24 protein-coding genes are annotated in these 22,040 nt (G+C 44.6%); 3 read left to right on the top strand and 21 right to left on the bottom strand.

Annotated elements, in window-relative coordinates; all coding sequences use genetic code 11:
- Positions 1-259: 259 nt before the first annotated feature.
- On the bottom strand, positions 260-898 hold the full coding sequence (locus tag KGF65_RS14650; protein ID WP_105921696.1) for a hemolysin III family protein: 639 nt from the start codon (positions 896-898) through the stop codon (positions 260-262).
- Positions 899-1,018: 120 nt separating this feature from the next.
- Positions 1,019-1,366 carry a helix-turn-helix transcriptional regulator gene (locus KGF65_RS14645; RefSeq protein WP_050339916.1) on the bottom strand — a complete coding sequence of 116 codons (348 nt, stop codon included), beginning with the start codon at positions 1,364-1,366 and terminating at the stop codon, positions 1,019-1,021.
- Between the two features lie 139 nt (positions 1,367-1,505).
- Here KGF65_RS14645 and KGF65_RS14640 point away from each other — a divergent pair, with 139 nt between their 5' ends.
- A complete protein-coding gene (locus KGF65_RS14640) occupies positions 1,506-2,393 on the top strand; it encodes a cation diffusion facilitator family transporter (protein ID WP_065674889.1) in 888 nt (295 codons plus the stop codon).
- A gap of 193 nt (positions 2,394-2,586) precedes the next feature.
- Positions 2,587-2,751, top strand: a complete 165-nt coding sequence (locus tag KGF65_RS14635) for a hypothetical protein (protein WP_003639902.1) — start codon at positions 2,587-2,589, stop codon at positions 2,749-2,751.
- Positions 2,752-2,863: 112 nt separating this feature from the next.
- On the opposite strand, the gene KGF65_RS14630 is transcribed toward KGF65_RS14635, so the two are convergent.
- The 9 genes from KGF65_RS14630 to KGF65_RS14590 form a co-directional block, all read right to left on the bottom strand.
- The gene (locus KGF65_RS14630; RefSeq protein ID WP_050339918.1) at positions 2,864-3,169 is read right to left on the bottom strand and encodes a hypothetical protein; all 306 of its coding nucleotides are present in this window, start codon (positions 3,167-3,169) and stop codon (positions 2,864-2,866) included.
- 1,141 nt (positions 3,170-4,310) lie between these two features.
- A complete protein-coding gene (locus KGF65_RS14625; RefSeq protein WP_101874133.1) occupies positions 4,311-4,844 on the bottom strand; it encodes a DNA-3-methyladenine glycosylase I in 534 nt (177 codons plus the stop codon).
- A complete protein-coding gene (gene folP / locus KGF65_RS14620; protein WP_105923979.1) occupies positions 4,837-5,985 on the bottom strand; it encodes a dihydropteroate synthase in 1,149 nt (382 codons plus the stop codon). Before folP ends, KGF65_RS14625 begins: the two co-directional genes overlap by 8 nt.
- 24 nt (positions 5,986-6,009) lie before the next feature.
- Positions 6,010-6,597, bottom strand: a complete 588-nt coding sequence (locus KGF65_RS14615; RefSeq protein ID WP_088770559.1) for a non-canonical purine NTP pyrophosphatase — start codon at positions 6,595-6,597, stop codon at positions 6,010-6,012.
- Positions 6,594-7,958, bottom strand: coding sequence for a folylpolyglutamate synthase/dihydrofolate synthase family protein (locus tag KGF65_RS14610; protein ID WP_216748654.1), 1,365 nt, complete (start codon positions 7,956-7,958; stop codon positions 6,594-6,596). Before KGF65_RS14610 ends, KGF65_RS14615 begins: the two co-directional genes overlap by 4 nt.
- An 8-nt stretch (positions 7,959-7,966) precedes the next feature.
- Positions 7,967-8,536, bottom strand: a complete 570-nt coding sequence (gene folE / locus KGF65_RS14605) for a GTP cyclohydrolase I FolE (protein WP_101874137.1) — start codon at positions 8,534-8,536, stop codon at positions 7,967-7,969.
- On the bottom strand, positions 8,529-9,041 hold the full coding sequence (folK, locus tag KGF65_RS14600; RefSeq protein WP_101874138.1) for a 2-amino-4-hydroxy-6-hydroxymethyldihydropteridine diphosphokinase: 513 nt from the start codon (positions 9,039-9,041) through the stop codon (positions 8,529-8,531). Before folK ends, folE begins: the two co-directional genes overlap by 8 nt.
- On the bottom strand, positions 9,031-9,399 hold the full coding sequence (gene folB, locus KGF65_RS14595; protein ID WP_101874139.1) for a dihydroneopterin aldolase: 369 nt from the start codon (positions 9,397-9,399) through the stop codon (positions 9,031-9,033). The genes folK and folB overlap by 11 nt, the downstream gene beginning before the upstream one ends.
- A gap of 1,115 nt (positions 9,400-10,514) precedes the next feature.
- On the bottom strand, positions 10,515-11,051 hold the full coding sequence (locus KGF65_RS14590; RefSeq protein ID WP_050339924.1) for a CvpA family protein: 537 nt from the start codon (positions 11,049-11,051) through the stop codon (positions 10,515-10,517).
- A gap of 169 nt (positions 11,052-11,220) precedes the next feature.
- On the opposite strand from KGF65_RS14590, the gene KGF65_RS14585 reads away from it, so the two are divergent.
- Complete coding sequence (locus KGF65_RS14585; RefSeq protein ID WP_101874140.1) at positions 11,221-12,129, top strand: metal ABC transporter solute-binding protein, Zn/Mn family; 909 nt, start codon at positions 11,221-11,223, stop codon at positions 12,127-12,129.
- 133 nt (positions 12,130-12,262) lie between these two features.
- On the opposite strand, the gene KGF65_RS14580 is transcribed toward KGF65_RS14585, so the two are convergent.
- From KGF65_RS14580 to KGF65_RS14535, 10 genes are all read right to left on the bottom strand, one after another.
- Entirely contained in the window at positions 12,263-13,651 is a 1,389-nt protein-coding gene (locus KGF65_RS14580; RefSeq protein WP_216748653.1) for a glycoside hydrolase family 1 protein, read from the bottom strand.
- Complete coding sequence (locus KGF65_RS14575) at positions 13,644-14,537, bottom strand: ROK family protein (RefSeq protein ID WP_105923636.1); 894 nt, start codon at positions 14,535-14,537, stop codon at positions 13,644-13,646. The genes KGF65_RS14580 and KGF65_RS14575 overlap by 8 nt, the downstream gene beginning before the upstream one ends.
- Positions 14,538-14,541: 4 nt before the next feature.
- Entirely contained in the window at positions 14,542-16,038 is a 1,497-nt protein-coding gene (locus tag KGF65_RS14570; protein WP_213472548.1) for a sialate O-acetylesterase, read from the bottom strand.
- A 4-nt stretch (positions 16,039-16,042) separates the two neighbouring features.
- Positions 16,043-16,375: a PTS lactose/cellobiose transporter subunit IIA gene (locus tag KGF65_RS14565; RefSeq protein ID WP_101874144.1), complete on the bottom strand. Its 333-nt coding sequence runs from the start codon at positions 16,373-16,375 to the stop codon at positions 16,043-16,045.
- Positions 16,376-16,397: 22 nt separating this feature from the next.
- Entirely contained in the window at positions 16,398-17,804 is a 1,407-nt protein-coding gene (locus KGF65_RS14560; protein ID WP_101874145.1) for a PTS sugar transporter subunit IIC, read from the bottom strand.
- Positions 17,804-18,115, bottom strand: a complete 312-nt coding sequence (locus KGF65_RS14555) for a PTS sugar transporter subunit IIB (protein WP_101874146.1) — start codon at positions 18,113-18,115, stop codon at positions 17,804-17,806. The genes KGF65_RS14560 and KGF65_RS14555 overlap by 1 nt, the downstream gene beginning before the upstream one ends.
- 136 nt (positions 18,116-18,251) lie before the next feature.
- Complete coding sequence (locus KGF65_RS14550) at positions 18,252-18,965, bottom strand: GntR family transcriptional regulator (RefSeq protein WP_101874147.1); 714 nt, start codon at positions 18,963-18,965, stop codon at positions 18,252-18,254.
- A 293-nt stretch (positions 18,966-19,258) separates the two neighbouring features.
- Positions 19,259-20,671 (bottom strand): MFS transporter, encoded by a 1,413-nt coding sequence (locus KGF65_RS14545; RefSeq protein ID WP_101874148.1) that lies wholly within the window; start codon positions 20,669-20,671, stop codon positions 19,259-19,261.
- A gap of 226 nt (positions 20,672-20,897) precedes the next feature.
- Positions 20,898-21,158, bottom strand: coding sequence for a YkvS family protein (locus tag KGF65_RS14540; protein ID WP_216748652.1), 261 nt, complete (start codon positions 21,156-21,158; stop codon positions 20,898-20,900).
- Positions 21,159-21,639: 481 nt separating this feature from the next.
- Positions 21,640-21,828 carry a hypothetical protein gene (locus tag KGF65_RS14535; protein WP_088770550.1) on the bottom strand — a complete coding sequence of 63 codons (189 nt, stop codon included), beginning with the start codon at positions 21,826-21,828 and terminating at the stop codon, positions 21,640-21,642.
- Positions 21,829-22,040 lie beyond the last annotated feature (212 nt).

Here is a 22,040-nt window from a genome sequence, read left to right as displayed (position 1 = left end):
CCTCTGCCGCTAGCTTATCTCATCTTGTTATTAACAAGCCAACTGACTTCGGAGGGCGCCTGATTTGGTGGTGAACGCAAAAAAGCCATTCGATTAGGAATGACTTTTGTCAAAGAACTTGTCTAATGTGGCTCGTATTTTCTGTAACCTAGGCAGAAATTACTGATTTTAGCCTAGCTAAAAAAGCCCTAACCGCATCCCCAAAAGATGCCGGTTAGGGCTTTTCATCCGTAAGTCGGCCGACCACGAACCTGATTGACTAAATATAAAAGTAAATCGAGAAAAACATCAGCGTCGTGCCAATCATGACAAATAGATGCCAGATGACGTGAAGGTATTTAATGTGTGGAAAGCTATACAGTAACGCCCCCAAGGTAAACGCAACGCCCCCGGCAACGAGCAACCAGAAGCCAGTCACGCCTAGGTGCATCCACAACTGGCGACCACCAGCGAGGCACATCCAGCCCATCAACACGTAAATCACAGTTTCGATTTTTTTCAACCGTCCCGGCCAGATGGCATTGACGGTAATCCCCGCAATGGCGAGCACCCAAATCGTTATTAGAATCGTCCACCCGAGCCAACCTTTGATTGCCAGCAAGCTATAAGGCGTATAGGTCCCCGCAATCAGGATATAAACGCCGCTGTGGTCGAAGATCCGAAAGACCTCTCGCGCCCGCGTGAAATACAAGCTGTGAAACAACGTCGAACAGGTATACAGCACGAACAGTGAGCACCCGTAGATGATAAATGCGGTCCATTCCAGGGATTGACCATCCGCGTAGGCTTTAAGCATCAGAAAAACAAACGCCACGATACTTAAAATAATCCCCACACCATGGGTCACTGAGTTCAAGACCTCGTTAGTTATTTGATACTGCCGCGCCGACTGTGCCATGTTGATCACCTCATATTTATTGTTGACACTAGCATACCATCACATCGTGTAAATATCAATACATCTAGTCTACTAAACTAGGTAATCTAAATTTATTTTCATAAGCACTTTGAATATTGCTTATTCGTCCGCCGCTTCCTCTGCGTGTGCCGCAACTTGCTGAAAAATTCGGATAATGTGTTTATCGGCTAGTTGGTAATGGACGTTGCGCCCGCTGCGAGTCCCCACGACTAACTTCAATTGTTTGAGGACCGTTAATTGGTGAGACACATTCGACTGTGTCAGCGTGAGCCCAGTTGCCAGCTCGCCGACACTTAGCTTCGAAACCGCTAGTGCGTAAAGAATTCTGGCGCGAGTCGGGTCGCCTAACGCCTTAAAGATTGCGGTAATTCGGTTTAATTCATCAGTCGGTGGAATCAGTTCATTCAGCCGACTGACGATCGCATCATGTTGCATTTCATTTTCCATCATAAAACTCCAATTTCTGATTGAGTTGGGCATGTAAGCGTGTTACAATACACATGAACAGACATTCATATGTTTGTTCATTCATATCTAAATTATAGCGATTAACCGCATTAAATCAACTGAGAAGTAGGTGATTCATATGACCCATAGTCATCAGATCCAACAACAAACCAGTGCTTTCAAATTAGGGGTCGCCCTCAATTCCGCCTTCATCATTTTGGAGGCCGGTTACGGTTTTGCGAGCGGATCATTGGCACTGGTCGCAGACGCCGGGCATAATTTGAGCGATGTCTTAGGACTCCTCATTTCGTGGCTCGCACTGTGGCTAGGTCAGAAAAGCGCAAATGACAAGTATACGTACGGTTACAAGAGTTCGTCGATTCTAGCGGCCCTCTTTAACGCCGTCTTCTTACTCGTCGCAATCGGGGCCATTTCGGTCGAGGCCATTCAGCGTTTGAGCAATCCGGGGCCGGTTGCGGAGTGGGACGTCATCATCGTCGCAGCGGTCGGCGTCTTCATTAATGGCTTCACCGCCCTCCTCTTCATGAAGGGGCAAAAACACGATTTGAATATCAAGGGCGCCTTTCTCCACATGGCCGCTGACGCCGGTGTCTCCGTGGGCGTGGTCATAGCTGGCTTCATCATTTTACAAACGGGCTGGTTCTGGCTTGATCCAGTCGTTTCCTTACTGATTGCGATCGTGATTCTCGTTGGGACCTGGGGGCTGTTACGGGACGCGATGAATTACTCCCTAGAAGCCGTCCCCAATAACGTTGACCGCCAAGCAATCGCCGATTATTTGACGAGCCAACCCACGGTCAACCAGATTCACGATTTACACATCTGGGGCATGAGCACGACGGAAACGGCCATGACCGTACACCTCTGCCGGTCAACTTTAGCCGACAATAACGCGTTTTTGGAACAACTCAACAAGGACCTCAGCGCTCAATTCCCGTTGACCCACATCACGATTCAGATTGAACTGGGAAAAGTGGACTATGAAACCACTGATAGCTCGATTTAAGACATTATATAACGATTTTGCAACGATACCTCAACATTACCGGTATCGTTTTGTGTTTGTCACTCTTTCACGCAACGTTCGTACGTTAAATTAATACATTAACGCACATTCAAGCACAAAATGCAGCTGCCATTATATAATTTAACTATTATTTACAAATCGGGGATAACGACGCAACTGGGAGGGGACCGCAATGAGCACACTGAATCGAAGTATCGGAATCATTATCATATTGATTTTATTATGCCAATGGGTACTGGGCTATCAATTACCCGCTGCCATGACGTTCTTCTTAGGCGCTTGGCTACTTGGCTTGATAACGATGTGGTTCTTACCAGATACGTTAGCGACACGGTAACTAGCGAACGACAAGTGAACATGAATCCAATCAAAACAGGTCTCAAAAACGGCAGACTTTGTCCACTTTTGAGGCCTGTTTTCGTTTTCTGTAATTATCTACCAAAGCTGCACTACTTTGAACGATTATGTTGCGTGACTTGTTTGGACTGGTTCTGCTTACGCCGATGCCACCAGCTATAACCATAGCCTAACACTAACACTCCTGCCGGCAGGTCCACCGTCACGAGCTGATGGGGTGGCTGAATCATGCGATTGGTAACCACCACGGTAACAATGATTACGATGATCATAATCAGCCCACTATACTTGTTCAGCCCCCGAACAAAGGCACTCGCCGGAAACCAGAGCTGAACCCCAATCAACGTGACGAGGATAACGATACAAATTGCAATCATGAGTGGTGATTTCAATAGCATGTCGAACTCCTCCCTTCTTATAGTAATCATAATTTATCGAATTAATTATCGCCATTAATCAAACCCCGATTAGGCCATCATCACACCGGTTTTGCATATCTGAGTGTTAGTAATCATTTTATACATACACGCGCTATGCTAGTTATTCTTTAGCATTAAAGCTGATTAAATCATGCCAGGTTGGATTCCTGTTCGTCAGCCGATGCGCGCCCTAGTCCGACTTCCGGGGCCGGCTGACAACGCTGGAACAGGGCGGACATCGATTTGAACTCACGCAGAAACCCACTGCGCAATTTCAAATACGAGTCTTCTTCTAGCCCGGGAAGACCACCCGGACAAGCAGAATTTCGCCCTTGAGCATTGTCAGCCAGCCCCTACAGTCGGGAACCCGCTCGAATGGCGGATGAACGGCCACCTATCTAGGTACAATTGATCATTGAATATAGGTGAGTGGACTTTCAGGCAGACCTTTTGAATTGGTATCGTTGATGCTTTACGACATTTGAGTACTGAGAAGACTGCCTAAATATGATTCACTATATTTAACAGACACTAGTCTTGAATTCATTCGATACAATTACTTTCATTTAAAGTGAAAGATTTTGCCATATCAGTCAACTAGCGAAAATTCAGATAAGTTCAGTGAAGCTGCTGATTCGAAAAGTTAAAACATGGATAAAAGATTTTAGCTATCGTTAGAACCAGTCTGACAGTCGAATGTCAAAATGACCTTGTATCCAGGAACCAACGATTGATTCAACAAAAAGTTGGGTTCGCACATGTCCGCCTTTCGAATAGGATCCCGGCTGGAAGGTATTCTGGGCAAGGCCCAGTGGTGAAATTTCACTTAGCAAGCGTTTTTGGCTTGGTTAGTGAAAGACCAGTATTTAAGACGTGGGTTGTCGGCTTAAATCTGTGTCCACCACGTCACGGCCATTGCCCAGAATGCCTGGAAGTCGGCGTAGGACGAGCCTATCACTGAATGTTTACGGTAACTCGCACTATTTCCAGCGCCCCTCAGCTGGTAGCTCTTGAACTTAGAAATGGCATGATTTAATCAGAATTCATGACAAATTGACTAACACATTGCAACTACTTAACGCCAATAAAAAAAGGCCAGCATCCGCCAGCCTAATGCTTACTAATTCAATTTAATCAATCCCGCCGCCAGTAAAAACATGTGTGTGACGACTGGTCCGACGAAGGTAAAGCCGTGCCGATGTAAATCCTTGGCGACCCGGGTCCCGAGGGGTGAACGTGTTGGCAATCCTTCATCGTCATCCGGCGCCGGCATCATGAACGGCGTGTCATCGACAAATGCCCACAGATAGGTGCTAAAGTGACCATACTCCGCCTGCAATCGCTGAATCGCCCGCGCATCTTGAATGATGGCGCGTAATTTGCGCCCATTGTGCATCACTTTAGGGGTGCGCATCAAGCGTTCAAAGTCCGGTTCATCCATGGCCGCGACCGCATCTATCCGTAGTCCGGCCATCTGTTGCCGCAGAATCGGTAACTGACTCGCGGCCACCTGCCAACTGAGGCCGACTTGCAGAATACCGACGACTAATAGCTCAAATAAGACGTGATCATCGTGAGTCGGTGTTCCAAAATAGGCATCGTAATCTCGAACGCCATTGACTGTAACCTCATCAAAGTCGTCTGGACTAATCATGGTTAGCGAGCCAGTAGCCGTTCTCAATGCGCCCGAGTAGCGTAATCAATTGCTTGGTCTCAGCAACATCGTGCACCCGAATGATGCGACCGCCCTTGAGCATCATGGCGGCTTCGGTGACCAAGGTCATTGGCAACCGGTCTTCCTTCTTCAGTCCAAGCAACAGACCCAGGTAACCTTTACGTGAGATTGCGACCATCATTGGACGCCGTAAGTAATTAAATTCGTCAATATTGCGCATCATCACGTAGTCTTGTTCGCCATGTGCGACTTGGGAATAGCCGATGCCTTGGTCTAAGGCAATCCGTTCAATATCAATCCCGTGACTCGTCAGCGCAGCGAGGTTCTGTTCAAAGAAATGCCGCATACTGCTCGTCAAATCAGTGTATTCCTGTTCGCGACTACTATGCATCGTTAGTAATCCGACCTGACTATCCGCCATCAACTTCAGCTTCCGCGGATCATCCGTGAAGGCGTTGACGTCATTGATAATGCTGACACCTTCCGCCAAAACGGCTTCCATCACGTCATATTTATAAGTATCGACTGCTAAAACGGCTTCTGGGAACCGCGCTTTGATTGCCCGAATATAAGGAAGCGTCCGTTCTAACTCAACTTCCGGCGTCACTTCAGTAAAGCCTGGCCGCGTCGTTTGACCATTGACTTCGATGACGTCTGCGCCTGCTTGCAGCATCGCGTCGACGTGGTTCAACACGTCGTCCTTGGTCTTGTACTGTCCGCCATCGAAGAAGGAATCAGGCGTGATGTTCATAATGCCGTAGATCATCGGCTTCTTCGTTAAGTTAAACCGGTGTTCGCCAGCCTGCCAGAACACGTCGTATTGCTTCATGATTTGGGTCAATTGGATCTGAACGGTCGCTTGGTCCGTGAAGACGGTCGACCATTGTTGGGCCAAACGCCGGCCTGCAGATTGATTCAGCAGCACCGTCAGCTGTTCGGGACTCGCCTGAACCACACCATCTAATTGCTGACAGAGTTGGGTCAAGCCTTGCTGCTGTTCACGATTATAATCACTAAAACGTAAAACTAATTGTTGGTGCCGTTGAACCTGAGCATTCAACGCCTGACTCGCAAAATCCGTTGCTTGTGCTAATGAACTGGTGATATCTTGTACTAACATCTACTCCACCGATCCTTTCAATTTTTAAAGTTTTGTGATTAGTTTTAGTGCGGCGCGTCCCCGGTGCGTCAATGGGATTCGCCATGGTGCAGGAATTTCGGCTAACGTCCGACCATAATGTGGCAGCCAAAACAACCGGTCAAAGCCCCCTGAGTATTGGCCTAACTGAAAATGTGCCAGGTAGCCCGCAACGGTCCCCTGAACGACCACGACCCGACCATCCGGCCAAGCAGCGGCTAAGGTTGCTCGCATGACGGCTTGGCGTTGCCCATCTGGAACCTGACGAAGGGCTTGTAAAATTTCCTGATTACGGTCAAAGCCACTGACCGCGACCCCTAAATCACGAGCGGTCGTGACGCCGAATTGTCTGGGCAAGGCCGGGATCTCAATGCCGCTATCATCGGCAATCACCGGAACGCCAAGCTGTGAAGCACCAAAACGGGCCTTCTCAATGGCGTTATCCACATAACTGGTCGTCGTTTCAGCTGGAAATGTCAGGCGGTCGAATTGGTTAAAATAAGGTTGCGCGGTCACGCCGGCATAGGCCAAACAAGCCTGCAAGTCACGACTCTTCCCCGCATTATTTGACGCAATCAGCCAGTCAACGGTCATTGGCTCAACCCCTTCCAGCCAGCTTGTTGCAATTCACGAATGACATAAAACGACCCGGTGACTAGAATCGCACTATCAGGCGTCGCCCGCTGTTGGGCTTGCATTAACGCATCCGTGATGGTCGTTGCCGTCAAGATTTCAGGCGCCGTAGCCATCGCGTTAGCCGTTATAAACGCCGGTGTCAGCATGGCCGTCACCGTTCGGGCTAACTGTGCTGCTGGTAAAGCGCGCTCTGGATTCGCTGGCGTATTCGTGATGACCACGTCGGCTGCGGGAAGCAGTGCTGCCAACATGTCTGGATACGCCTTGTCTTGCAAAACCCCGACGACCCAGATCAAGTGTCGCCCAGTAAGCAACGTTTGTGCACTGGAAACTAGTGCCCGCATGCCATCCGGATTATGGGCGCCATCCGCAATTATCAGTGGGTCCGTCTGTAAGACCGTTGCACGACCAGGTAAGCTGACCTGCTGTAAGCCCGTACGGACCGTGGCGTTTGTTAGGTTAACTTGCTGGTGCTGCAGCACGGACACGACGGTCAACACAAGCTGCAGGTTCTGCAACTGATATGACGCGCCGAGTCCTAACGTCAGCTGTGTCCAGTCAAAACACTGGCTGTGCGCATCGACGGTCATCTGGGTCAATGTCTGCTGCGTGATGGTCAATTGCGCGTGTTTGGCCGTAACTAACCGCACCCCTTGATTGAGCGCTTCGGTCTGTAAGACAGCCAAGGCATCGGGATGTTGGTCCGCCAAAGTGACGACCGTCGTGTGCGGCTTGATGATTTTAGACTTATTCTGGGCAATCGCCGTAATCGTTGGTCCGAGAATGGCCGTGTGGTCGAGGGCAATTTTGGTAAACACCGTCAGCTGGGGACTAGCCAGCGCATTGGTCGCATCATACAAGCCACCGAGGCCGGCTTCAATCACCGCCCACTGCACGTTTTGATTGCGGAACCAGACCACACTGATCAGGAAGAACCATTCAAACACGGAGACATCGCTGGCCGCCAAGCCCATATTTTTCAGAACAGGCAAAATTTCATGATAAGTATCGATGAATTCTGCTGGACTGATCCACGTCCCATTGAATTGCAGTTGTTCACGCGCGTCATTAATGGCGGGACTGCTGAAACGCCCAACGCGGTATCCCTGAGCTTGCAAAACACTGCTGAGCATTGCCCCAGTCGAGCCTTTGCCATTGGTCCCCGCGATATGGATAACGTGATAGTAATGGTCTGGGTGACCGAGATGCGCCATGATTCGCCGTAACAGTGGGACCCGTTGATGATTGTTCGCCAGCATGGCTTGATTCAGCTGACCTAATAATTTCTGATAGCGTCGTTCGATCGTCGCTGCGTCCAATTAATCACCTACTTTTCGATTCGTTGTAGAAATTCCCGTTTTAACTCAATATCCGTCTTGAATTGACCGCTATAATAGCTACTTTCCGTCTGGACACCAGGCTTGCTGACACCGCGCATCTCCATGCACATGTGGCGCGCTGTGATTGAAACGGCAATGCCAGCCGGGTCGAGGATGCGCTGCAATTCAGTCGCAATCGAAACGGTCAAACGTTCCTGAACGTTCGGTTGTTGGGCGCAATAATCGACGAGCCGTGGAATCTTGCTCAACCCAATTACTTGGTCATGCTGCGGCACATAGGCGACTTGAACCGTTCCGAAGAAGGGTAGTAAATGGTGTTCGCACATTGAATAGAATGGAATATCTTTGAGCAAAACCATCTCAGTTGGATTCTCAACTTTAAATAACTTGTAATTATCAAATGGTGCGGCGGTCTTAGTCGCAAATACTTCTGCGTACATCCGTGCGACCCGGGCTGGCGTTTCAACCAATCCTGGCCGGTCAGGGTCTTCGCCGACAGCACTCAAAATCTCGCGCACCGCGTGTTCTATCTTAGCTTTGTTCTTCTCATCAATCATCTAACTCACTCACATTTCTCACTTTTTTAATCCAACTCTGGTCCTGATTAGCCGCAATCATACGCGCAACTTGAGGGCCCACCAACGGATCATCCGCGGCAATCTCAGCCGTTGGTAACAGTACAAAATTCCGGTTAGCTGCTTGTGCATGTGGCACCGTCAAGTCAGCTGTCGCAATTCGACGCTGGCCCCAAAAGATAATGTCCATGTCAATCGTGCGTGGCCCCCAATGGACTAGCCGTTGCCGATGACCAGCCTGTTCAATGGTATGTAAGTCATCTAACAACTCAGCGGGTGTCAAAGTGGTCACTAACGAAACCGACACGTTGTAAAAATTCGCCTGTTCACGATTCCCCCACGGCTCAGTCTCGTACCAATGGGATTCAGCAATCACTGTCACTCCAGCCACCGCACGCAAACGGCTCAGCGCCTGTCGAATATTTTGAACGCGCGGGTGCATGTTAGACCCAATGCTCAGGTAGACGCGTTCTTGATTAGTCGACATGTGGCGTTCCCTCCACCTCAATCTCCACGTTATCAAAAATGCCGGGCATCGGTACACTATACTTTCGAATCTTAATATTGATGGCATCGACGGTCGGAAAACTAGCCAAAAGCGTCTCTAACAGATGGTTGGCCAACGATTCAATCAACTTGTACGAGTGCGTCGTCACAAAATCATCAACGACGCCCCGCACGGCCGCATAATTGATTGTCTCGTGCACATCGTCGTGACGGACCTTCGCTTCAATGGGATATTTGATGGCAATGTCCAATCCTAGTTGTTGGCCGTTGCGCCGTTCCTCAGGAAGCACACCGTTAAACGTGTGAAACCGTAAGTTGTTAATACGAATCATGCCCATAAGTATCCCAACCTCTTTCTTGCTCATTTTTACTTATAATCATAGCATGAAGCACCGGCAATGTGATAGTAATCGGCCAAATAACCCCCAAAAACTCATAATCGTTCGGAAACCGTAAAAATGGTTTGACGACTATACTACTGTGGCTGTCTCTGACTTTCAATAATTCACTAAAAAAAGACGTTTACGGCTTCGAATCCGACCACGTCTTTGAACTACGATCAACTAATTTATTTTTGATGTGTTGTGCTGGTTAGTATTCGGCATCAAGGATGGGTAAAACGTGCCAAGTTGGCGTCCTGTTCGTCAGCCGATGCGCTTCCTAGTCCGACTTCCGGGGCCGGCTGACAACGCTGGAACAGGGCGGACAAGAAGAACTTCGCCCTTGAGCATTGTCAGCCGCCCCCTCCAGTCGGGAACCCACTCGAATAGCAGATGAACGGCCACCGGACTTGGTGCAATTGGTCATGGAATATTAAACGACTGATCTTTCAGGCAAACTGTAAATCAGTATTTATGATAATTCATGGTATTTAATTGCCGACAGTCTGTCTGAAGATTAGTGCCTAATTCAATGGAGGTCAGACCAACGATTGCCATTTTTTCAGCACTTATGACTTTAGCATACATGTCGACGAAGTAAAGTTCTGCCAATGTTCAGAGTTGATGATTCATAGCTTTAAGCCAAGGGTAAAGTAGCTTAAATATTACTGGAAACTTTCTTACAGCAACTGTCAAAATGACCGTTCACTTAAAATTAACGAACGGTTTATCGAAAGTTGGGTCCACACATGTCCGCCTTTCGAATATTGTCCCGGCTGGAAGGTATTCTGGGCAAGGCCAAGTGGTGAAATTTCACTTATCAAGCGTCTTGTGCTTGGTTAGTGAAAGACCAGTATTTAAGACGCGGGTTGTCGGCTTAAATCTGTGTCCACCACGTCACGGCCATTGTCCAGAATGCCTGAAAGCCGGTGTAGGACGCAACTATAAAGTAGATTTACGCAAATCTGCACTGCTTCCAGCGGTCCTCAGCTGGCTGCTTTTGAACTTAACAACTGGCACGTTTTAACCATAATTCATGACAAATTAACTAGCGCAATACATGCTCCTGACGCTTATGAATCAGATGTCGTTGTTCCGTCGTCGAAATTGACTAGATGACTTAGATACTGACTCGTCAGTCCCGGCGTTTGTTTGACAATATATGTCGCTAACGGTGAGTTGTTCATCTGTGTTTGGATAAAATCAGTCTTGACCAAGTTAGCCAGGGACAGAACGACGAAAATAACTAGGTACGTAATCACAAACGCGACCGCACCACCGGCAACACTGTTCACTTGTTTGATGACTGGTAGCCAGGTAATGCTGCGTGAGACGCGCCCAAGTAACCGAATCACGGACCACCCCAGCGAAATCAACACGAAGAAGGCAATCAGATTAATAATTAGGGTACTCATGGCTGAACCCTCAATTAAATTCAAGCCAGTCAGTAAATTACTGATTGCTGCGCCCACTGGTTGATAGAGCAACCGTGCAAACAGCAAGACCACCACAGTCCCAATCAGGTGCAACATTTCAATCACGAATCCGCGGTGGAAACCTCGGAAAATGGCACTGACTAATAATAGTAAAATCACGATCGTAAATATCATCTCAACCCCCACTTTCCGTATTCTAAGTACGCTTATTTTACCAGCTTTCATTAGTTATTTGCCACTTTCAAACTCGGCTAAAGTTTATCTTAAACACTTGACGCACCAAGCTTCTTTCTGTAAAGTGAACAGTAATGGTTACGATTTAAAGAGAATGGGGTAACAAGACATGATTAAGCGACGTAGATGGCTGTTTTTGATCCTGCTATTAGGCATCGGTAGCTTATTAGCAGGCTGCCAAAGCACCACCACATCAAGTCAAACGAGCAATAATAAAATCAATATTCTGACTAGTCTCGATTTTTATGGTCAAACGGCCAAGGCGGTCGCGGGCAAGTATGGTAAAGTCACGGCCATCATCGACCGTCCCAGCGTCGATCCCCATGACTACGAGCCAACCGTCAATACGGCCAAACAAGCCAGTAGCGCGCAGCTCATCATTTATAACGGTCTCGGCTACGATGACTGGATGGAAAAGTTAACCGTCAACAAACAAGCCGGCGCCCGCGTCATCAACGTCGGCACCTCGGTTGCCAAGAAGGCGGACGGCGCCAACGAACACGTTTGGTACGATCCCACGACGATGCCCAAGTTAGCCACCAAAATTGCGGCAGACCTGTCGAAGATTCAGCCGCAACACAAGCGTTACTTTTACCAGCAAGCCCGCAAGTATCAGGCTAGCACTCGGGCCATTACAACCAAAATCAAGCAACTGAAACAGCAAGCTAAGGGCCAGCGCGTCGCAGTCAGTGAACCCGTCTTCGATTATTCACTCAAGGCAATGGGTTATCACATCACGAACAATCATTTTGCCCGGGCCATCGAGGAAGGCACCGACCCGTCCCCGAAGGATATTCAGCAAATGCAACAGGCCATCAAGCACCACCGCATCGCCTTCTTTGTTGAAAACACCCAAAGTGACAGTAACCTAGTCACGAACATGGTCAAATTAGCTAAACAATACGACGTTCCAGTCCTCAAAGTGACTGAAACTCTGCCAGCCAACCAGACGTATGAAAGCTGGATGCTCAGCCAATACAACCAGTTGGCAAAGATTCAGAAAGCCGCGAAGAAATAAGTGGTTAAATAATAAGGCCATCAATCCCAGGAGATGAGATTGATGGCCTTATTTTACGAAGAGACAATCGTCCAGCCGTTATCCAACTAAACATCGTATCATCGTGCAAGTCATACGACACTTTTGGTTTTCATTATTTCAAGATATGATTGGCGCTTAAGTCATGATACCAGTGACCAGACTTTTTGATTGTTTTAACTTGGGTATGGATGTTATCACGAATTAATCCGTATCTGTTGTGATAAGCATTTTTCCATGACCAGCAATCAATTGCAGTCCAAACAAAATATCCACTACAATTACTACCTGCAGCAATTCCCCGATGAAGTGCTGTAAGATGATTCTTAATGAATTCGATCCTATAATCATCTTGAACAACCCCGTCCGAATCCATAAATCGTTCTTCATCAGCCACACCCATACCATTTTCAGAGACAAACCAAGGAATATTATGATAATTATCGCGAATATTGATTGCGATATTATAGAGTGCTTCTGGGTAAATTTCCCACCCCTTATCTACATTCATCACACGGCCAGGCATGTCATACTCGTCAAAATAGATATCAGGCATCCAGCTCGTCAAGCTGAGCGGAGAAATATCTGGCTGTTTAACACGAAATGGATGATAATAATTTACGCCAATCATATCCACTGTGTTCTGCGCAATTGTCGCCAATTCTTCCGACGTTGCGTGCCATAAAACATGATCCTGTGCTAAAACATCCGTTAAACGTTTTGGAAACGAGCCCAAAATCGCAGGGTCAAGAAACATGTTATTTGACCAATCCTCTGCAAATTCAGCTGCTTTCTTATCTGCCATAGCCTCTGAGGCCGGATATGCTGGTGTCAGATTTAAAATCGTACCAATTTTGGCATCTGTATTTCCTAATATCTTCCGAAACCGACCAACAGCTTTTGCAGAAGCAAGATTTAAATTAAATGCTACTTGAACTGCTTTACGACCATCTTTTAACAAAGGGTAGTGAAATTGATACAGATACTCACCATCTAGAATTACTTTAGGCTCATTGAAAGTAAACCAGTATTTCACGCGATCACCAAATAATTTAAAGCATTGTTCAGCATATTTGGCGAATAATTCAACAACATGTTTCGATTCCCATCCGCCATACTTTTGATAGAGTTCAATTGGTAAATCAAAATGAAACAAGTTGATATAAGGCTCTATATTATTTGCAAGCATTTCATCAATAACGTGATTATAAAAATAAGCACCTTCTTGATTTACTTCAGCTGTTTCAAAATTCTCAATTAATCGAGACCACTGAATCGAAGTACGTAAGGCTTTTATTCCCGCACTCTTCATTAAAGGTAGATCACTTTGATAACTATTATAAAAATTAGAAGCCGTATCAGGGCCAACAAATTGATAAAATGCTTGTGGATTTTTTGCGTACCAATAATCAAAAATGTTCTGATGGTTTTTGTCAAAGTTACCTTCACTTTGAGGCCCAGATGTTGCGGCACCAAATGTGAACTCGTCTGAAAACTTAATCATTTTCTAGCTCCTCTCGATATTCACGTGTAAAATCTACAGCTGCTCCTCTTAAATTAGCTTCATCCGTAAAGTGACATGCGACAATTTTGGGCCTAATTGAGGCAATCTTCACAATTTTACGAATCCTTTCAACTTCTTTATTTATTCCTGGAATAAGCTGTGGATTATTCGATACCGCTCCACCCAGAACAATCAATTCGGGATCGAAGCTATACTGTAGATTATAGATAGCTTTAGCTAGCGATTGGTACATCACTAGCACCTCATTCTGAGCTAGTACATTACCTTGATTCGACAGTTCAAAAACCTGCCGACCATCAAGTAAGCCTTCACTTCCATGACGACTATTGTATCGCTTAGCTACAGAAACAGAAGTCCCTAGTTCACTTAAAGTAGATTGGTCATCCACTAATGTATAACCAAATTCACCTCCAAATAAGTGAGCCCCATGCCATACTTGATGGTTCACGATAACTGCACCGCCGACACCGGTGCCAATGATTAAGAAACAAAGACTATTCACTCCTTGTCCAGCACCATCTTCTAGCTCAGCCAATGCTGCACAATTCGCATCATTTTCTATGCTAATCGGCAATTCGAAACGTTCTGTTAATGACGATTTGATATCAAAATTATGAATATAAGGCAATGCGCTGGCACCTTCAATCACACCAGTCGATTTGTTAACTGCTCCTGGAGAACTAATGCCTACCCCTAAAATTTGATGTTCTTGGCGCATTTGGTTAACTTGAGCAGTTGTTTCTTTATAAAAATCAACTAAATTGTCCGGCGTTGCAATCTTATTTTTTGAAATCAAATGGCCTGATTTCAAAACTGCAAACTTAATTGTCGTACCACCTATATCAATCAATCCAATAGGTTGCATGTAACTATCCTCCTATCCCAATTCGGCAACTAAATGGCGTTAAGGGATCGCCTAACTCATTAAAAATCGTCATTTCTGGGTAGTTCACATACTGATAGCGAACGGCTGCTGCTCCTGAACAATCTTTCAAAATGATATGTTGCTCATCCAACTTCTTGACTTGCCGTGGTACCCATTCATTCCCAATTTTTATCATCATTTTAGTATCCGAATCAATCTTTAACTGGTTCACTTGACCAATCCCAATTATTACGTCGTTACCTTTTAGTTTTGTCTCTATAACCAGCGGAGTTTGTGAATAACCTTGATTGCTGACCAGACGCCCAATACGTTCTCCTAATTTACGTTTCGATGTCGGATGAATATTATGACGTTCCCCTGTATCGCTCCCGGAAATCAGATTTACATTAGGTATCATTTGAGCAATCGACAATTGGGCCTGTCTAATTTTCGCCCAGGACTCAAAAGGTTCATCTGCATAACCAGGTAACTGAATTACATTAAATATTAGCGATGAATCCGCTAACATTTTACGCCAACTTTGAATCAGTTTCGCTAACATTGTTTGATAGACATCCGGCTGTTGAGCATCGTTCTCCCCTTGATACCATATAACTTGATTGAAAGTGTATCCACGAATTTGGCGAACCATCGTTTGATATAATCCACCTGGCCGTAAAAAGCTAGTAGGCGTCATTGGTGGCGGCCAAGGCGTGTGGCCAACTTTCTTTTTAGCATCACTTAAAGATACATCGGGGTGAGCTGCTTGAAAAGTTGCTAAGTCATAGTTGTGTTGTGCCACCTTCTGCCGATACATATGCAATTCCGATTGATAATCTTCATCAGTTTTGCCAGATGTTGCAACTTCAAACGGCTTCACAAATGTCTTTGCCAAGAGTGCATTATTCTCCAAAGTTGATTTTGGGACCCATGATGAAATCGATGTTCCACCCTTGTAGCAATCGACAATCCCAATAACAGTTCCAGGCAAGCGGCGCTTCAGAGACTGACTCATCCAATAACCAATAGCCGATAATTCCCCCATGTTTTCACTGGACAACTGTTTCCATCTAGAAACCGGGAGATCATCCGGAAGCACTGTCCCATCTTCACCAACATATTCAATTTTGGGGACATTATAGTAATAAATGGCGCTTTGTGAGTCTTGTTGCTTAGCAAACTGATATTCAGAATCGTCTTTCATCTCATATTCTATGTTAGATTGGCCCGCTAGAAGCAGCACCAACCCAAATCGCAATTCATGTAGACTGATGGAATCTGTTCCATCAGTTGCACGTATTGAATAAACTTGTAAACCGTCATTGATTGGATCAAACTGTACGTGCCAGCGACCAGTTTTCGAACTTATTGTGGTCCTATTTTGTTGTCCAACGCTGACTTCAATTTTACTTTTGACTGCTGACCAACCACTGACACCAAAAGATTTACCAATTGGTAACACCAACTTGTCACCAAATATTGCGTCAAATTTTAACACCATTGGTCTACCCCTGCGTTGATTGTAAATTTTTGATAGATGACTGCAAATTAATAACTTTTTCAGCCATAGTCAACATAATATCCGCAGCCATAAAATGATCCTGTGAGTGAATCAGCATAATTGTTTTTTCAACCTTCTCGCCATTCATTTCATCAGTCATCCACTGAGTTTGAATATTGTGCGCCTCATGTAACGTTTTCCGAGCTTCAGATAATTTCGCTTTGGCATCGTCAATGTTACCCTTTTCAGCTATTGACATCGACTCAATGCACATTGACTTTGCATTACCAGCGACTGAAATTAGTTGCATTGCTCGTTCTAATTGCTTTTCATCCACTTCAATTTCACCTCTAAATAATCTATTTAGCTAATTCTTGTTTTGCTGCATCTACTACAGTTTTTTTCTCAACATCAGGATTCAACTTGTTATCAACTTTAATAAATGGAATGTAAATTGCAGTTGTTACGATCACGATAACCGCCTGTACAATCAGTCCATTAATCGATCCAGTGTACAGCAATCCTGAGATTAGAGTGGGTACCGTCCAAGGCACGTTGTTGACGATTGGTGCAATGAACCCAATCTTAATGAAGAAATATCCGATATAGAACGCAAGAGGTTGCGCCACTAGCCACGGGATGAAATATAGTGGATTTAAAATGATTGGCAATCCGAAAGTAATTGGTTCTGAAATATTAAAAATAGCCGGCATAAGTGCAATTTTAGAAATTTTCTTGGCAGCAACTCGCTTTGAAAATAGCATCAATGCTAGAACAGGTGAAACTGAGCATGAGCCAGCAGCAACTGTAGAGAAATTCATAAATAACGTTGAAAAAATATGATGCGCCTGTCCCAACATATTTTGGGTATCATTAATATTCCACGTTAATCCAAAGATTGGTCCCCAGATTGACGTCGGATGAATCCCAAACCATTGCAGCAAACTCCATGTTGTTTGTGATACAAAAGCAAATAATCCTGTACCAGAAATTGCTAGCGCTGGCTTTTGTAATAACGTTAGCAGCAATTCTGGCATTGTTTCGCCGGTAAAAGTGGTGCTAATACCAGTTAGAATGATAAAGACGCCCATTGTGCAGACACCTGGAATCAAAGATTCAAAGCTACGAGCAACAGCAGGTGGAACTGAATCTGGCATTTTAATTGTGATATTGCGCTGCAAAATTTTGTTGTAAATCCATACAGCAAAACCACTAATCAGTAAAGCTGCGAAAACACCCTTTGTTCCAAAAAAGGTAGTATCCATATAATTTAAAATATCAATTGCTTTTTTAGAATCTGCTGGCGTATATTGGAATTTCCAAGGCATGCAAATGAAAAATGCACCTAATGCATAGAGTACCGAAGTCATATGTTCTTTGGATTTAGGAAAGTATTTACGCGAAAAAGTATGTGAAAAGATAACAACCAATAGAACCGCAAACGTGTTGAGCGAACCATTTGAAACCAAACCAATCAAATTTCCAGTCGATGTCAAGCCATTGAACAAGCCTGATTTCTCCCAAGCTGACCAAGACCCGGCAATCATTCTCCCTAAACCAAATCCTTGCTTTCCAAAAATCAATCCATTAGTCGGATCAACAAAAACATTCTGGATCATAATCGCAAAGCCGGCAATCATTGAGGTTGCAGCAACAATAATAAATGAATCACGTAATGTCAGTAGTAATTTATTAGCAGCAATTTTCCCAGCATACTTGGTGAAATTTGCTTGAAAATTTTGCCAACGTCCTCCACTTGTATTCATCAGCCTTCAATCCCTTCTTGAGCTAGTCGATTAACAAGTACTTGACCATCCATACTACCGAACTCTTGCATTGTTAACTTAATAACCTTTGTGTCCGGATAGCTCTGCTTGACCTGATCATATGACCAGCCAATCTGTGGCGCTAACATGATAACGTCGACATCACTGCCGATTTCGTCAACCATTCCAAGATCATATGCATCCACCTTTACATCTTTATGCTCTGCATCGTAAACTTTCTGCATCTTAGAACCGACTAAACTAGTAGACATCCCACCACTACAAAACAATGCAATCTTTAACTGAGCCATTTTGACTACCTCCAATTTTTGTTATCGCTTACATTTATTAGTATAAGCACAGGCGCAGTAAAAAACAATACCTTTTATAAATTCGTTATAACAAATTTATTGCAAAAAAACTACCGACTGGTTAAGTCGGTAGTTTTCAGCTCTTCAGATTAATCGTTTCATGAAGTGAAAATTCAGATGGGCGTATATATGTGTATGCATATTCGAAAATCTGCCCGCTCTTTAAAAAAGACCGTTGTTCCATAGTTAATAGTGGCTCCGGCTTCTCTAGTTTTAGCTTCTCGACTAATAACGTACTGGCCATTTCACTGGATAGTGTTCGTATAGCAGAATCTAGTTCTAATCCTAGATCTCCTTCCAAAAACTCGTATATTGACCCCTTCAAGACTTCCATTCGCATACCTTGAATGACCTTGGCAGGCATATATATCTTCTGCAGGCCAACAATTACATCATCTTCTCGGCGCAGAATGAGTCTCTCAACTTCATAGGTAAAATCAAATTGAGTCACATTCAGTTGATTACTAATGCTTTTTTCAGGTTTCACAACAGCAAAGTTCAAAAGATCGATCTTGTATTGGTCAAAATCAAATATCTCCAATGTACTTTTCTGGGTTGTGTTTTCAGATGGATGGTTATCTTTCACATAAGTTCCTGAACCCTGAATCCGATAAATTAGCCCTTCCTCAACTAATCCATCCAAAGCCTTCCGTACAGTAATTCGACTAACATTATAAGCCTTAGCAATAGCATTCTCACGCGGCAACTGGTCGTTAACTCCATATTGTCCCTCTAAAATTTCTTGACGCAGTTGTCCAGCTACGACTACATATTTAGGTGCTTCTTTCATTGGATTTGTTTGTTAACCCTCCCTATCATTACAATGCCAAGTACGGTAAAAACATTATAACAAATAATAAGTTATAATACATATTTCACTACTTCACTTGTGAGCGCATTCATTATCTTATGATACCGCAAATTAGTAATTATACAATTCTAAAATAACAAATACTGCACTCAGTCATTTGCTTCTGATAGTTACACGATTAAAGATTTATTCATTTATCATTGAATCGATTTACGCCAACATCTAAAAAGACTAACTCGACAAAAAATGCCAAGTTAGTCTATATTACAACATCAAGCCTGTTTCCGCCCATCACGCAACAATAACGCGAGAACTAGCCCAACGATTTCGATTCCGAGCATCATCCAAAAGACGGTGTGGTACCCGGTCAAATTAGCGGCTAATGTCGAAGCGCCAGCTTGCTTTTGAGCCAGGGTCACGTTAGAGAGAACCAAGGTCGCCACTGCGACACCAGCTGAGCCCAGAATCTGTCTAACCGTCGTAATAACGGCCGTTCCATGTGAAATCAACTCGTTTGGTAATGAGTTGGCACCGAGGGTAACCGCTGGCATCATGACAAAGGCATTGCCACCTTCAATCAAGGCTGCCAACAGAATCATCGTGAGCAAGTTGAGCTTGGCATTGACCAACGCTAAAATCAGCCAGCCCAAGACGATCATCGCCATTCCCAATAACATAATTTGCTTATAACCGATCTTTTCAGCGAGTTTCCCTGTCAACGGGTTCAAGATACTGAGGAGCACCGCACCAGGAACCAGTGACATCCCTGAAACGAACGGTGAAACCTTCAGAACACCTTGATAGTACAGTGGGAAGATAATCGTGACCACGATCAGGGCAACATACGAAATTGCAGTCAGAAAAATGGCTAAGTCGTAGTTAAACGTCTTTAAAACCCGTAACTCCAGTAATGGGGTTTCCAAATGGAACTGCCGATACGTGAAGTAGGCCACTGCCAGGATGGAAATAATCAATAAAATCCATGCATAGGTCCAGTTCACGCCAGCCTTACCAATTTCATTAACCACGTACAAAATCCCAGCAAAACCAAGTAACGTGACGATTGAAATCAGGTCTAATTTCGATGGCTTATTCACCATCACATCCTTGATCGTCGCAAAACTAATTAAAATCAGTAATGTCGCAACGGTAATGAAGACCATAAACAGGCCGTGCCAATCGGTAAACTTCAGAACGACCCCTGAAATGATGGGCCCTGAGGCGAGCGCTGACCCCATGACTAGCCCAGCGACCCCCATAGTACTACCACGCTTCTCTTCTGGCGTAATCGTGAGTAAAATCGATTGATATGACGGAAATAGCACACCGACAGCGGCCGCTTTGATTAACCGCCCAATCATCATGACACCAAAACTGGGTGCAAAGTAAATAATTATGGAACCGGCATCAAATAGGACCAGCACCGCTAAGAATAATTTCTTAAAACCAATATTATTGAGTAACCATGGACTAATGGGCATCATGACGACCATCGTCAACATAAAACCAGTTGTCAGCCATTGAACCGTCGACGCTGAAATGCCGAAATCACGCATAAACGTCGGGTAAACGGTCGATAGTGATGATTGACTGATTGACATCGTCCAAGTCCCCAACAGTAATGTGAAGATGAACCAGAACCGCCGCCGTCCGGTTAACGTTGTGTTTTGACCAGTTGTCTGCATCAAAAACTCCTCCTTTTTACTTTAGAACTATTATCAAGTACTAATATCTATTGTACCATTCTCAACCGCGTTGTACAGGTGATTCGCGAAATCAAAAACAAAAAAGTTTGCCAGCCCAAATAAAACAACGTGCACAATTAATAAGTGTTGTTTACCAACTCGCAAATTTGGGTCCAAAATAAAAACCCTGTCCATTATCTGGACAAGGTTCCATTAATCATCTCTTTTATTCAGCCAACATCGCAGGGCTAACAGCTTGTAATTCCTTAGCTTCGCCTGCAGTTGGTTTCGCAATCTTCATTTTCTTAAGCGCAATCACCGCACGATATTGTAATTCCGAGACGTTGATATCATCACGGACATCGTAATGTGTAATGGTGACAAAGGCGGAGTTCTCATAAATCTTTTCAACTTCAGCATAAAAATCATAATCGGTATTGCCGTTTTTCTGGCACTTAACCCGATCCCCCACAGTAATCTGAGCCATAACTATCACTCCACTTCGTAAAATATGCTAATAACATAGCATGTAATTGGAAGAATAACAATTATTGCTCCCGAATTTACAATATTTTTACATGGTTGCGACAGTTACCGTCCAAATTAAATGACCTTAGTCCTGTGTCAGTAATTGATCTAACCAGATACGTACGCCAAACTATTCGTAGACGATGTTTATTTTCATCAGTCAACGAGCGATACTTTAATATTTTCCAGTAACGCCATAACAATAGCTGTCGCAGTCATGACGAGTCAGTTAAAAGACGTACGGTCCTAAATGATTACTAACTGCTTCACAGCAACCGGTACTTAAACCGTCTATCAAACACTTCACTCGTGATTAGTGCATCGACAATCGCCGTTTAAGGTCGCATTAAATCATCTTACTAGCAGTTACCGCAGACACTCGCTCTAAATCAGTCATCAATTCAGAATCCGCTCAACAGTCATATGCACATAACACTAGGTCATTCTAACCCAACTAGCTTTCTTTGTTCATAGACTGCTGCCAGCGAGATATAGTTATCAACAAAATGAATGTCTGCTTCCGTCCCTTCCCGATACAACGCGGCAAAACTACCATATTTCCCAAAAATATCGAATGCTTTCTGCTTGTCCTCATTTAGTTTTTTCAAATCTATTTTATGTGCGTCCATTAATCTGGCATCTCCTTTAACGGATAGCTGTTTCAGCGGTGAAAGTGTTATATTTTGGCGCTTCATTAAGTGCAGTTGATAGAATCTTTATGAAGTCTCAACTTGAACACACGCAGAAGACGACCGTGCAATTTCAAATTTTACACCCCATTGTAACGTTCGACAGTCTTTAAGGCAAATTTTCGTTTTATCTTTGACCGGTACTTCGAGAC

The organism is Lactiplantibacillus sp. 30.2.29 (assembly GCF_018991255.1).
Taxonomy (GTDB): domain Bacteria; phylum Bacillota; class Bacilli; order Lactobacillales; family Lactobacillaceae; genus Lactiplantibacillus; species Lactiplantibacillus pentosus.
The sequence above is the reverse complement of the archived record's forward strand: the minus strand, read 5'-3'. Positions and strand labels throughout refer to the sequence as shown.